Genomic DNA, 13,294 nt, shown 5'->3' with positions numbered 1-13,294 from the left:
TCCAACGATGATAGCGTTAGGCATAGAGGGCACGGCCCACACCCTTGGCATAGGCATAGTTACCGAGGAGAAGGTTCTCGCCAACGTATTCCACACTCTCACCACAGAGAAGGGAGGAATCCACCCGAAGGAGGCCGCGGAGCACCACGCGAGGCTTTTGAAGCCCCTCCTCAGGAAGGCCCTTGGCGAGGCAGGGATAACGATGGGGGACGTCGATGTGATAGCCTTCTCCCAGGGGCCCGGCCTCGGTCCAGCTCTAAGGGTAGTTGCGACCGCCGCGAGGGCGCTGGCGATAAAGCACGGTAAGCCCATAATAGGGGTGAACCACTGCATAGCCCACGTCGAGATAACCAAGATGTTTGGCGTTAAGGATCCGGTTGGGCTGTACGTCAGCGGGGGCAACACGCAGGTTTTAGCTCTGGAAGGCGGCCGCTACCGCGTCTTCGGCGAGACCCTCGACATAGGCATCGGCAACGCGATAGACACCTTCGCGAGGGAGCTCGGCATAGGCTTCCCCGGCGGGCCTAAAATTGAAAAGCTCGCGCTGAAGGGCGAGCGCTACATCGAGCTCCCCTACGCTGTGAAGGGAATGGACCTGAGCTTCTCAGGAATCCTCACCGAGGCCGTGAGGAAGTATAAGACCGGTAAATACCGCGTCGAGGACCTGGCCTACTCCTTCCAGGAGACGGCTTTCTCGGCGCTCGTTGAGGTGACGGAGAGGGCCTTAGCGCATACGGGCAAGGAAGAGGTAGTGCTCGTCGGCGGCGTCGCGGCCAACAATCGCCTCCGCGAGATGCTGAAAACGATGGCCGAGGACAGGGGGGTTAGCTTCTTCGTCCCGCCCTACGACCTCTGTAGGGACAACGGGGCGATGATAGCGTACACGGGACTCAGAATGTACCTCGGTGGCGTTCGCTTCTCTCTGGAGGATACTGTGGTGAAGCAGAAGTTCCGCACGGACGAGGTGGAGGTAGTATGGGGCTGACCGTTCCCCACGTCGTTCTCCTGGCGGACATAGTGCTGTTCTTGGTCATAAGCTATGCTGCCGTCTACGCCATCAAGAGGATACACCGCTACGGGGAGCCTCTGGACAGGTTCATAATAATAATCGCCGCCTCGCTTTTTCTCGCGGCCGCCGGGAGGTTACTTGATGTCATTGATGACGTTACTGAGCCGGATCCAGTGATTTTTTCAGCCGAGCAAGTTCTGTACTTTTTCTCGATAATTGGGGTGGCCTACGGTCTTTTGAGCTACATAAGCAGCGTTGAGCGCAGAATCCTTCCGGCTCCCGTCAAGGGTGTTGGAAGCGACGACCTTTCCCCGGGGGGCTACCTGTACACTGGAGAGGGGGAAGTGCAGGAGCTCATAGCCTCCGTTAAGGCCCCGGTGCTGGTAGTGACGAGGAGCCCCTGGAAGTACAAGGAGTTCGAGAACGTCCAGACGCTCTGGGTTACCCAGGCGGGGGAGGAGGGCGTTGGTCCCACGAGGCTCCACGTCATTCTTGAGGCCGCCGTGAGCTTTATGCGGGGGGGCGGTAGGCTGGTTATAATAGACTGCCTGGAGGTCCTCATTCTTTACAACGACTTCAGCTCGGTTTTCAGGTTTCTCTCCACACTGAAGGATTACGCGGTCAGTTCCCGCTCCACTCTCCTGCTGCTGGTGGGTCGGGATACCTTGAGGGAGCGGGAGTTCAAGCTTCTTGCGAGGGAGTTCCAGCCGATCAAAAACCTCCGGGAGATACTCAGAACTTCTTCTTGATTCTCATCGTGTACTTGGGGTACACCTCGTTGGTGAAGCGCACGAACTTGGCCCGCCTTGGAGAGAGCTTTATCCTTATGTCTGTCTCCGGTTCGAGGTAGGTGTAGAACTGACCGTCGATGGCGAGGATTATCTCCCTCGTTACCGCCAGGTTTCTAACGTCTATCGTGCTGTATGAGGGCACTATCATCGGCCTTGAGCTCAGCGCTATCGGTGCAAGGGGGGCTATCACTATGACGTCCAGCCTGGGGTCCACGAAGGGGCCGCCCGCGCTCATGGCGTAGCCCGTCGAGCCAGTCGGCGTCGAGATTATCAGACCGTCGGCCCTTATCTCGTCCGCCAGGCCGCCGTCGATGTAGTACCTCAGGTGGATTATCTTGCCGGGAATTCCCGTCAGCACCGCGGCCTCGTTGAGGGCATCGGGAACCCTGTTCTCACCGTCGAGATAAGTTCTCAGCTTTATGCGCTCGTCTATGTGGTAATCGCCCTCTATGAGCTTGCTTAGTGCAAAAAAGGCTTCATGGGGCTCAACCTCGGTGAGAAAGCCGAGAGTGCCCATGTTTATCCCAAGTATCGGTATCTCTTTCCTTGTTCTATGTTCAACCCTAAGTATCGTTCCGTCCCCGCCTATGACCACTATGAAGTCCACGTCGAAGTCCTCGAGCGGGAGGACGTCCTCTTCCCTGAACTCCCTCAGGTGCTCGTAGGTTTCCCTGTCCACGAAGACCTCGTAACCGCTGACCTTGAGGAAGTCGTACACGCGGTAGGCCAGCTTTAAGGCCTCCATCTTGTCCCTTCTCGCCACGACGCCGAACTTCATAATCCCTCACGCCTGGAGGCTTTTTCAAGCTCAGCGTCCTCGTCGAGGACTCGCCGGTCGGGGGCTGGGAGGGCCAGATCTCCCCCCTCCGGCTTGAAACCCGCGGTGACGAAGGAGCCTATGACCGTTGGGCCCCAGTAGGAGATGAGCCTCTCCAGGAGAACCCCGGTGACCGAGTACTGAGGGTCTATGCCGAGGGCTATGAACACCGCCGTGTTCACGGCTTCTATTATTCCAGCCCCTCCAGGAACGACGGCGAACATGCCAACGACCATCGAGACGACCAGGACAACGGTTATGGCTATCGGTTCTATCGGGTGCTTTATGGCCAGGAAGATGAGGTAGTAGCGGAGTATTGTGAGAGTCCAGTAGACGAAGGAGTAGAAAACAGCCATCAGCGTGGCCGACTTGCTCTTTGCAAGTATCTTGAAGTCATGCTGGAATCGGGGTATTGTGACCTCGTCTATCTTCTTAAAACTTTCAATGCGCTTCTCGGCGCCCTTTGGTGATATCCTGGCGTACTGGCGGTATATCCACCAGATGGCCGAGTGGGCTTTTTTCTCGCTCATCAGCAGCCCGATGACGAGGGCGGAGAAGCCTATCATGATGACGTCCAGGATTATAATTAAGACCGTCAGGCCGGTTTCTCCAAGGCTGTACACGTAGAGGGTCGCGAAGAGCATCATCACGCCTATCGGGACGAGGTCGAGCATTCGGTCCATCATGACGCTGGCCGTCATCGGACCGTAGGGCTCTTTCGTCTCCCTGGAGAGGTAATAGACCCTTATGAACTCCCCCAGTCCCTTGGCCCCCGGGCTTATGTTGTTAAAGAACATACCCACGAATATCGCCTTGAAGACCTTGACGAGGGGAGCGCTTATGCCAAGGCCCTTCAGCAGGACTTTCCACCTCATCGCCCAGGCGAGGAGGGTTACGAGGTAAACCACTATTGCTAGGAGGAAGTACTCTATGTCAGAGTTCCTGAGTATGTCCGCTATTCCCTGCGCCCCGGCCCAGTTTATCAGGGCGCCAATTACTATAAGCGCACCGGCGAAGAAGGCGATCCTCTTTTTGTCCATCTCCCAACACCGCTGACATTGAACTACTTCTGCATCGAATTTATACCTTTCCCTCCCTCCGCTCCTCGCTGACTTTTATGCCGAAATGGGTCATCACCCCGGCCCCTATGGCTGTCGGAGCCCAGTAGGAGATGAGTCTCTCGAGGAGGGTCGCGGTTACGGCTATGTCCTTGTCTATGCCCAGGAGAACGTAGACCGCCGAGTTTATGGCCTCTATTATCCCGGCTCCCCCGGGTATTATCATGAACATTCCGACAACTATACCTATCATCTGGACGACCATCACATCGAGGAGCTGGATAGGGCTGTTTATGCTAAGGAAGATAAAGTAGGAGCGGAGCAGAACGAGGAACCAGAAGGCGAAGGAGTAGAACAGGGAGAGGAAGAATGCCTTCTTGTGTTTAATGAGGAGCTTGAAGTTCTCCTGGAACTGGGGCACGCTCACCTCCACCGCGTGGACGAACTTCTCCTCGTACTTGGCTGCCTTCTTGGGCATTATCCTGCCGAACTGGCGGTAGAACCAGTAGAGTATTCCCTTCGTCTTCCTCTCGCTCAGCAGTATTCCGACGGTGGCGAGGGTTATGGCGGCGAAGAAGATGTCCAGGAGGAACAGTGTCAGGGTAAGCGAGAAGGAGCCGAGCCGGTAAACGTGGGCCGTCGCGAGGAGGAGCATCACCACGACCGGAATGACGTCCATTATCCTGTCCATCATTATGGTGGCGAAGACGTGGCCGTAGGGCTCGCCGGTCTTCTTGGAGATGTAATACATTCTGACGGGCTCGCCACCCCCCCTCGCCCCGGGCGTGACGTTGTTCACGAAGATGCCGATGAAGAGCCCCCCGATTATCGTTCTGAACGGAGCGTTTATACCGAGGCTGTTGAGCAAAACCCGCCAGCGGAGGGCCCACATCAAGACCGCGGCTACGTAGGCCAGAACAGCCAGGAGGAAGTAGTCCAGCCTGGCCGTCCGGAGTATCTCGATGACGTCCTCTACGCCAGCCCACCAAAGGAGCAGGATTATTATCACCAGTCCAAGCCCGAGGAGGGAGTACTTCTTCCAGTCCATCGCTACACCTTCCTAAATCGGGCTATGAAGAAGCCCTGGGTCAGGTGCCTGTTGGGGTAGAAGCGCTGAACCTCGTCAATTCCCATACCGCTCGAACCTATGAATAGGCTCTGCTCTTCGAGCTTTAAACCTTTGCTCATGATGTACTTTACGTTGGCCTCGTTCTCCTCGTAGCTGAGGGTGCAGGTCGAGTAGACCAGAACTCCGCCCCTTCGGAGGGATTTTATGGCGGCGTTTATGAAGTGCCTCTGGTAGCGTGCGGTGGCCTCGATGTCCTTTGGCGTCCTGCTCTCCCACAGCTTCGGTCTTATTCCCAAAGCGGTGCACGGTGCGTCGAGCAGTATCTTGTCCGCCTCGATTCCCAGCTCGGGGAGCCTCCTGGAGTCCATGTGTATCGGCTTGACGTTTTTAACCCCAAGCCTCTCCAGCTCCCCCTCCATCTTTTTCAACCTGTTCTTGGACTTGTCCATCGCTATTATCTCGCCCCTGTTCTGCATCAGCTGGGCTATGTGGCTGGTCTTTCCACCGGGAGCGGCCGCCATATCCACGATAAGCTCCTCCTCGCTCGGCTCCAGAACGTGAGCGACGACCATTGAAGGCAGGCTCTGGGCGTAGAAGAGGCCCTCCTTAAAGCTCTCAAGCTCGCTGAGGCTCGGAAGCCTGAACTTTGGCAGGGTGACCTCCACCGCCAGGCCCCTCGTCGAGACCACCATCTCCTTGGCGCTCATTCTGGCGATGCCTATCCCGACGAGCAGTCCCCTCGGGTCCCTTATCTCGACCTCGTCGCCGGGCTTGATTTTCTTGTCCGCCTGCAGAACCCCTGGCGCGTAGAGCATCGCCCCCTGGTAGACGCTCTCTGCCGCGAATTTGTTGGCCCTCACCACGGGAAGGCCCGGTTCGTGGTCATCGGGAAAGTTGGGGCCTTCTCTCTCGAAGTATATTCCCTCCTTGATGTAGGGGCTTCTCTTCGGCTTTAGCCCCTCCCTCCGGAGGATTCGCATGAGCTTCTCCCGGCTCGTCTTGAGGGTGTTAACGCGGATGTAGTACTTCTCCACCGGCGTTCTGAGCGAGGCCATTATCTCCCCGGCCTCTTCCCCAAAGAGCTTCCTGTAGTACTCCCTCAGCTCCGCCGGGAAGGCCTCCTCGTAGCCACTGACCATGGGGACACCTCAGAGGTCGAAGATTTCGAAGCGTCTTCCGATGTCTATGAGCCTTATAAGGCCCTTCTTCAGCGCCCCGACGCTTCCAAAGTTCGCCTCGAACTGGAACACCTTCTCGTCGCTCTTCTCGATCCTCTCAAGTATCTCGGTCGGGGAAACTCTCCCGTCGCGCCTCCAGTTGTAGACGTCGCTCAGGAAGTCCTCGCTCCCGTAGATGAAGCTCCTCGGGAAGAGTTCAACGAAGAGGCCGACGAAGTTCTCGCTTATCCTCTCCCTGGGAACTGCCACGACGAGGTAGTGGCTCTCAGGCGTTGCGCCCACCTCTATCTGGGGCTTTACCTCAAAAGCTGGGTGGGGGTAGTTCATGAGTCTCCACTCGCCGTCGAGGAAGACGTAGGCCCCGAAGACCTCCTCCACGTCCTCTACCTTGAACCCCTTCTCCGGCAGCTCGCGCTTTAGCTCCTCGTTGAGCCTGAAGATGCCCTCCCACATCGCGTTGAGGAACTCGTGAATCTCTCTGACGTTCATGGCTCTCACCAAAGGGGAAAGAGGAGGGGCCCTTAAAAACCTTCATCTGAGCATGTCCTCGAGGAGCCGGTTCAGCTCACCCATTATGTCAGTCTTCACGGTCTCCTCGTAGCTGACCAGCTTAACGTGGTAGTCCTGGTTCATTACACTGATGTCCAGGAACACGTCCGCCCTGACTTTGCTCACCTCGCCGCTCTTGATGTGCTCGGCCCAGACCTTGGGGAGCGAGTCCTCTTCAATGTAGGTCTCAACGTCCAGCGTCGCGTAGCCGTTGGCCGGGATCACCACCACCCGGGCCGTCCTTCCGTCGCCTATCTTGATCTCGTTGGCGTAGACGTCGAAGCTCACGTTGCCGATTGGAATCGGGAAGGCGTTGGGGTTGTGGAACTTCATGTGGGCTATCAGCTTGGCCCTTCCGTTCTCCTCCCCTGCCCAGTCGAACCTCGTTTCAACGAGCGCTGGAGTTTTCACCAGCCCCCCGGCCAGGTCCTTGCTCTCGGCGGTGAAGTTCAGGTACGCCAGGACGTTCTCGCTTATCCCCTGCTCTATATCGGTCTTGATGGGGATTATTCCGAGCAGCCGGCCCTGGAGGAGTATCGCCACCGTGCCGCTCTGCCCGTTGTTCATGTAGTTCACGAGGGAGCGCACGAGGTTGTAGTTGTCTATTGCAAGGACGAAGCTCACATCAGTCTCTGTCGCCCCGTACTCGAACCTGGTCACCCTAGCCACTGGAATGCCGGTGAACTCTATCCTCAGCTCTTCTATAGACGCGGGGACGAGGAGGGGCTTGCTCAGCTTTGCCTCCACCCATATCTCCGTCGTCTTCTCGTTCACGTAGCCCCACTGGGCGCTAACGCGAGGGCTGAGGGTGTAGGCCGCGTAGGCGACGTAGCCCACCCAGACGATGAAGATTAACGCCAGTCCGAGGAGGAGGTACTTGAGGTTCATTTCTCTCACCTTTGGATTTCTATATCCAAAGCCCGTTTAAAGCTACCGCTCACTTTCCTCTTCCCCGCAGGTACGTGTAGAGCACCACCACGACGACGAGCGCGCCGATTGCGATGGCGAGATTTCTCAGGTTGCTCTCCGTCTTCGTGTTCTCTCCCACGGTTATCCTCACTGTCTCCTCGAAGACGTAGACGTTGTCGTCGCCCTGGCTCGGGTCCCCAACGGCCCTTATCCTGAGGCCTATGCTGTACTCTTTGGGGATCGCACTCCTGTCTATCTTGAGGACTATCACCCCCTGCCCCCTCTCGCCCGGTCCGAGGTCGCCGACGTAGTCGGTTCTCTTGTCCAGGGTGAAGGGCTGGTCGGCCTTGACGACGCCCTCTACCATGACGCTCGTCGCCTTCTCGCCGCCCGTGTTCTTCAGGGTGATGTACACATTGACGGTCTCGCCCTGGAGCGGCTCCGGCTCGACGGTGACCTTTTCCACCTCTATCCTCGGCCTCGCACCCACTATTACCGGCACCGTGAGGGTCACGTTTTTCTTCACTCCAAGCTCGTTGGTGTAGGTGACCAGGAGCGGTATCTCGTAGGTGCCGGCGCTGGCGTTCTCGGCGACGTTCACCCTGAAGGAGCCCTGGGCTGAATCACCTTTTCCGAGGCTCCCGATGCCTATCATCTGCTCGCTCGAGTCGCTGAGGCTGAAGGGCCACTCCGGCAGGGGCTTCACCACCACGGTTCTCGCCGTCCCGGTTCCAACGTTGTCCACCTGGAAGCTCACCTCGACGTTGTCCGTGCCCGGAAGGACTCTGCTCGGCGAGGTCGAGGCCTTCGAGAGCATCAGCTCCGCCTTACCGGTTATCTCAATCCCGACGAGCCTTTCGTCCGTTATCTCCTTCCCGTCCGGCTCGCTCAGGTACTTCAGCTCTATTCTAAGGGGATAGATTCCGTTGGCGAGCTTCTCGTTGGCCTTCACCGTGAACTCCAGGGTCACGTTCTGTCCCGGCATAAGCTCTGCCGCGTACTTCACGTTGTCCTCCCCCACGGGCAGGAAGGCCTCGATGCTCTGCTTCGCCAGCTGGTGCATCAGCCCGTTGAGGTAGTCCTGGAGGTTCTGGCTGAGCTGCTCGCTCCCCTGTACCGGAAGCTGGGAGAGGGCGGATAAATCCACGTTGCTGACCTCCCCCTGAACCGGCACCTGGTAGGAGTTTATCCTGAGGCTCAGGGCCTTCACCGGCTCGGCACCCTCGTTCACCAGGGTGAAGCGGACCTTGAACCTGTCCCCGGGGCTTATCTCCCCTGGCTCGGTCTCGACCCGGGTTATCTCGACGAAGCCTTCTCTGCTCTTCTTGACGGTGAGGGCGACGAAGTTGTAGGTCTGGAGCATCTTCATGTTGGCACCCAACCCGGTGAAGTAGGCCACCCCGACGTAGAGGGGGTAGGTTCCGGTGTCCGCGTTGGGGTTTATCTTGATCCTGAAGGTCAGGGTGGCGTTGTCCTTGCCCTCCAGGTACTCGATGTACTGAACCGCGCTCCCCTCGGGGTAGAAGACGCTCTGGGACAGGCCGCTCTGGCTGAGGGCCATGGAAACCGCGCTCGCTATGGAGGAGCTGTCGTTGAAGCTCATCGGCGTTGGGGTGACGAAGACGTTCAGGTAGCGCACCTTCATTGCTCCCTCGTTCCTCAGGTGAACCTTAACCGTGACCGTCTCGCCCGGCTGGACCGTCTGGGGAACTTCGACACTGGTCACGACGAGGCCCGGCAGGGTTGAGGTTCTCCACTCCGGCGGCCCGCTGACGCTTACCCTCACGCCGTTGGGGTATATCTCGTTCACGGTCACGTATGCCTTCTCTCCATCGACGTCCAGCTCAACCGTCTCCCCCTCCCTCACAGGGGTCACGTCGGGGTAGGTCACCTCCATCAGGACGTCCTCCTCGCTCAGGCCCAGCTCCGGGTGGGTCTGGATAGTCCTCACCACGGCCTCCCCGATTTCCCTCGGCGGGGCGGTGTTCAGCCACTGGTAGAAGCCGTAGGCGTTGGCGAGCAAGCATGCGTCGAAGGCGGGTGTGTTGTTCACGTACTCGGCGCACTCCGTCAGATCGTAGCCCTGGGTCTCAGCCAGGGCGAGGAGGAAGGTCGGGTCGAGCAGGAGGAACTGTATCTTCCTCGGATCGGGAACCAGCATCGTCTTGTACTCGGCGTTCAGTATCTTGCCGTCCTTCATTATCACGAGCATCGCGTAGTACTCACCGTTTCCGTAGTCCTTCACGGTGTCGGCGAGCGTTATCAGCAGCGGGCCCACCAGGACGGCCTCGCCTTTGCTGAGGTAACCCTCGAAGAGAGGGCTAACAGTTTCAGATGCGGAGACAATTCCTCCAAAGGTCCCAAAGATGAGTAGGGCCGTAATCAGGAATCCAGAGCACTTCACGGTGAACCACCTCCCGTTTTCTTTCCGTAGAATATTTGAAGCAGGGCGGGCGTGACGAGGTAAGCCGAGGTCATCGAGGCGAATATTCCAAAGGCCAGGGTGAGGCCGAAGTCGTGTATCGTCGGAAGCTCGCCGGCGAGAAGGGCCAGGAAGCCGCCTGCGGTGGTGAGGGCACCTGCCAGGATTCCTGGCCCCACGCTCCCCACGGCCGTCACTATGGGCTTCGGGTTGCCTTCATTCATCTCCTCCAGGAAGCGGTGGGTGAGGTGCATTCCGTAATCGACGCCCAGGCCCACTATCATCGAGATGACTCCAGCTAAGCTCTGGGTGAAGGGTATCCCGGCCAGCCCCATGAAGCCCACCGTCCAGAGGGCGCCGAGGAACATCGGGGTTATCATCGCCACCGAAACCCTGATGCGCCGGAAGAGGAGGAGGACGATGAGCACCACGAAGACCGTTCCGTAGGTGGATATGCGGTTTATCTCGACGTTGGTGAGCTGGTCGAGGACGTAATTGAGGTAGAGGTCCCCGGTCAGGGAAAGCTCAACCCCCGGCGGGAACTGGGTTTCCTGGGCGAGTTTGGTTTCCTCCTCGAAGTACCTCATTATCCTTCTGAAGTCGTCCATGCTCGTGCCGCCGAAGTCGCCCGTGAACTTGATTACCGCCATGGAGTAGTCGCCCGAGACCATGGACGGCCCCTGGTACTCGGAGAGGGCCTCGCTTATCTTCTCCCTGTCGTTGGGTATGTAGCCGTACTTCTCGTAAACGATGTCCGCCGGGCTCTGGGAGCCGAACACACCGTTGTAGTAGGAGTCCGCCTTCACCAGGTTCTCGAAGCGGTACATGGCCCTCACTACCGCGGGGTTTCTCACGTCGTCCGCCCTCACCAGGACGTAAAGCTCGTCCTGGCCGCCGAACTCGGTTCTCACGTCCATTAGGGCCTCTATCTCGGGCATTCCTGGGGGAATGAACTTCTCCAGCCTCACCTCCGTCGTGACCTGGGTGACCCCGTAGGCGAAGAGCAGTGTAATCAGGAAAACCGCGCCGAGAAACGCCCCGGGCCTGGCCTTTATGGCTTCCCCAAGGGAGGTGAAGAACCTTCCAATTGCTCCCGTTCCGGAGCGTACCTCCGGGCGGACGTGGTGTCCCTTGAGCCTCATCATAACGTCCTCTTCCAGGATTATCACGGCCGGCGTGATTACCACCGCGTTCAGGGCGGCCAAGCTTAGACCGAGTATTAGAGTGGTCGCGAGGTTGTGGAGCATTGGGAGGCTCGAGAGGTACATCGCCGCAAAGCCCGCTATCGTCGTCAGCGCCGCGCCCAGGAGGGCCTTTCCGGTCTCCGCCACAGCCTCGGCCGCGGCCTCCTCAACGTCCTTGCCATTGCGCCTCTCCTCGTAGTACCTGTTGGTCACGTGTATGCCGTAGTCGATGCCCATTCCAACGAGCATGGCCCCTATCGTGGTGGTTGCCAGGTCGAGGGGAATGCCGGCCAGCCCCATGAAGCCCAGCGTCATAACGACCCCGAAGACGAGGGGGATAAGGGGAATCAGGGCCTTGACCGGGGAGCGGTAGAAGTAGAGAAGGAGCGCTATGACGAGGAGGAACGATATCGCCATCGTCTTGTTGAGGTCGCGCTGGAGGAGCTGGAGAATGCGGTAGGTTATGCCTATGTTACCGGTCTGAATTACCTCGACGTTCTGCGGAAACTTGACGCTCTCTATGTCCTCTTGCACCCCCTGGTAGACCCTCACGAGGGTCTCGGTCTTCTTCTCCCTGTTTATCGTCACCACTATCATTGTCATCGTGTAGTCCCTGCTGACGAGGGAGTACCTCTGTTCCTCGGGGAGCATGTCGAGGACGAACTTCGCCTCCTCCTCGCTCCGCGGAAGCCTTCCGAGAACCTTCATGTAGATGTCCGCTATGCTCATCGTGTCCGTCACGTACTCCCTCCGCCTGAGCCTCTGTTCGAGTTCGTATATGGCCTCTATCACCTGGGGGTCCCTGACGTCGTAAACGCCGCCCGGCTCGATGGAGTCTATCTTAACCACTATCAGCGTGCTGTCGCCGCTCTGGAACTCGTTCTGAAGGGCGTTGTAGTCCTTTATGGCTGGATCGCCCTCTGGGAGCATCGAGCTGAGATCACTCTCGAACCTGAGGCTCTGGATTCCGTAGGCTGAAACGATGAGCAGAAACAGGGCTACCAGCGCGAAGGCCACGCGGTACCTCACTATGATCCTCGCCGCTTTCCTCAGGAGGTCCATGATCTCACCCAACTTTCGGAAATTTCCGAAAGTTTTAAATATCCGAAACTTTAAAAACCTTGTGCACGGTGATGGACTAACCCTCCTTCGTCGATGGCTGAAATTGGGGTGTTCGCGATGGGTGTTGAGGAGGCGAAGAGGATAGTGATGAACCACTTCGCAGGGGCCGCGAGGAGGTTCGGCTTCAGCGAGCTGTACGGCTACATCTACGGTGCCCTTTTCCTTGCCAGGGAGCCGATGAGCCTGGCTGAGATAGCCGAGAGAACCGGCTACTCACTCTCCCACGTCAGCAGTGCCCTTAAGGCCATGGAGAGCCTCGGCTTCGTCGTGAGGGTGAAGAAGCCCGGCGACAAGAGGGCCTACTACAGGGCCACAAGGCTCCTCAAGGACTGGCGTCAGGCCGCCTACTACAACCGTGTTCTCGAGGACGTGGAGCAGATGAAGACCAACCTCATGAAGGCCCTGGCCGAGCTGGAGGGCGAGGAGGGGGAGGAAGTTGAGTTCATACGGGAGAGCATAGAGTTCGCCCTGCGGAGGAACGAGCTGGCCGAGAGGATAATCCGATACCTCCTGAGCCACGACGACGAGGAGGTTCTGGAGAGACTGGTGGAGTGCCTCGAGTCCGAAAAGCGGTAGCTTTAAAACCGCCGGTTTGTACTCCAGACGGGTGGAATAATGGGTTCGCTCTCATCTCTCCTCTGGGCCTTCTGGTACATACTGCCCGCCTACGTCGCCAACGCCTCCCCGGTTCTCGTGGGGGGAGGCAGGCCCATAGACGGCGGAAGAACCTGGAAGGACGGACGCAGGATCCTGGGCGACGGAAAGACCTGGCGCGGCTTCATCGGCGGCGTTGCCATTGGAACAATCACGGGACTGGTTCAGTACTTCATCACCCCAGACTTCTACGGCGACCTTGGGACGGCGGTTCTCCTCGCATTTCTGCTCTCCCTCGGTGCCCTCCTTGGCGACCTCATCGGGAGTTTCTTCAAGAGAAGGGCAAACCTTCCGCGCGGCGCTCCGGCCATAGGCCTCGACCAGCTGGGGTTTCTCATAGCGGCCCTCGCCCTGGCCTATCCAGTCAAAACGCTCGACTCGGGCCAGATAATCTTCCTCCTGGTCGTCTCGCCCTTCGTCCACTGGGGTGCCAACTACTTCGCCTACAAGATGGGCTGGAAGAGCGTGCCGTGGTGATGAGTGCTCTTTTGGATTTTCCGTTTTTTGCATACTATTTTTAGTGGTGTGCAAA

The 13,294-nt window shown here is 58.2% G+C and carries 12 protein-coding genes; 4 read left to right on the top strand and 8 right to left on the bottom strand.

All coding sequences use genetic code 11. From position 1 onward, the window contains the following. Window positions 1–7: 7 nt before the first annotated feature. Window positions 8–985 carry a bifunctional N(6)-L-threonylcarbamoyladenine synthase/serine/threonine protein kinase gene (locus tag E3E27_RS08985; RefSeq protein WP_167774295.1) on the top strand — a complete coding sequence of 326 codons (978 nt, stop codon included), beginning with the start codon at window positions 8–10 and terminating at the stop codon, window positions 983–985. Further along, window positions 976–1,758, top strand: coding sequence for a DUF835 domain-containing protein (locus E3E27_RS08980; RefSeq protein WP_014788926.1), 783 nt, complete (start codon window positions 976–978; stop codon window positions 1,756–1,758). The genes E3E27_RS08985 and E3E27_RS08980 overlap by 10 nt, the downstream gene beginning before the upstream one ends. Here the strand turns inward: E3E27_RS08980 and E3E27_RS08975 are convergent. The 8 genes from E3E27_RS08975 to E3E27_RS08940 are packed head-to-tail and all read right to left on the bottom strand — an operon-like array spanning window position 1,742 to window position 12,048. Next, a complete protein-coding gene (locus tag E3E27_RS08975) occupies window positions 1,742–2,578 on the bottom strand; it encodes an NAD(+) kinase (protein ID WP_014788927.1) in 837 nt (278 codons plus the stop codon). The genes E3E27_RS08980 and E3E27_RS08975 overlap by 17 nt on opposite strands. Beyond that, window positions 2,575–3,657 (bottom strand): lysylphosphatidylglycerol synthase transmembrane domain-containing protein, encoded by a 1,083-nt coding sequence (locus E3E27_RS08970; protein ID WP_167774294.1) that lies wholly within the window; start codon window positions 3,655–3,657, stop codon window positions 2,575–2,577. Before E3E27_RS08970 ends, E3E27_RS08975 begins: the two co-directional genes overlap by 4 nt. A 40-nt stretch (window positions 3,658–3,697) precedes the next feature. Then, window positions 3,698–4,723, bottom strand: coding sequence for a lysylphosphatidylglycerol synthase transmembrane domain-containing protein (locus E3E27_RS08965; RefSeq protein WP_167774293.1), 1,026 nt, complete (start codon window positions 4,721–4,723; stop codon window positions 3,698–3,700). A 2-nt stretch (window positions 4,724–4,725) separates the two neighbouring features. Beyond that, complete coding sequence (locus tag E3E27_RS08960) at window positions 4,726–5,883, bottom strand: RsmB/NOP family class I SAM-dependent RNA methyltransferase (RefSeq protein WP_167774292.1); 1,158 nt, start codon at window positions 5,881–5,883, stop codon at window positions 4,726–4,728. A 9-nt stretch (window positions 5,884–5,892) separates the two neighbouring features. Then, window positions 5,893–6,411: a DUF3201 domain-containing protein gene (locus E3E27_RS08955; RefSeq protein WP_167774400.1), complete on the bottom strand. Its 519-nt coding sequence runs from the start codon at window positions 6,409–6,411 to the stop codon at window positions 5,893–5,895. Between the two features lie 42 nt (window positions 6,412–6,453). After that, complete coding sequence (locus E3E27_RS08950) at window positions 6,454–7,359, bottom strand: LEA type 2 family protein (protein WP_167774399.1); 906 nt, start codon at window positions 7,357–7,359, stop codon at window positions 6,454–6,456. 49 nt (window positions 7,360–7,408) lie between these two features. Further along, a complete protein-coding gene (locus E3E27_RS08945) occupies window positions 7,409–9,784 on the bottom strand; it encodes a COG1361 S-layer family protein (protein ID WP_167774291.1) in 2,376 nt (791 codons plus the stop codon). Beyond that, on the bottom strand, window positions 9,781–12,048 hold the full coding sequence (locus E3E27_RS08940; RefSeq protein WP_167774290.1) for a hydrophobe/amphiphile efflux-3 (HAE3) family transporter: 2,268 nt from the start codon (window positions 12,046–12,048) through the stop codon (window positions 9,781–9,783). The genes E3E27_RS08945 and E3E27_RS08940 overlap by 4 nt, the downstream gene beginning before the upstream one ends. Window positions 12,049–12,165: 117 nt before the next feature. On the opposite strand from E3E27_RS08940, the gene E3E27_RS08935 reads away from it, so the two are divergent. After that, window positions 12,166–12,684 carry a GbsR/MarR family transcriptional regulator gene (locus E3E27_RS08935; RefSeq protein ID WP_167774289.1) on the top strand — a complete coding sequence of 173 codons (519 nt, stop codon included), beginning with the start codon at window positions 12,166–12,168 and terminating at the stop codon, window positions 12,682–12,684. 39 nt (window positions 12,685–12,723) lie between these two features. Next, window positions 12,724–13,239, top strand: a complete 516-nt coding sequence (locus tag E3E27_RS08930) for a CDP-2,3-bis-(O-geranylgeranyl)-sn-glycerol synthase (protein ID WP_014788936.1) — start codon at window positions 12,724–12,726, stop codon at window positions 13,237–13,239. Window positions 13,240–13,294: the final 55 nt, after the last annotated feature.

This window comes from Thermococcus sp. MV11 (genome assembly GCF_012027285.1).
Classification (GTDB): Archaea; Methanobacteriota_B; Thermococci; order Thermococcales; family Thermococcaceae; genus Thermococcus; species Thermococcus cleftensis.
This window is presented reverse-complemented; position numbering and strand designations above follow the sequence as displayed.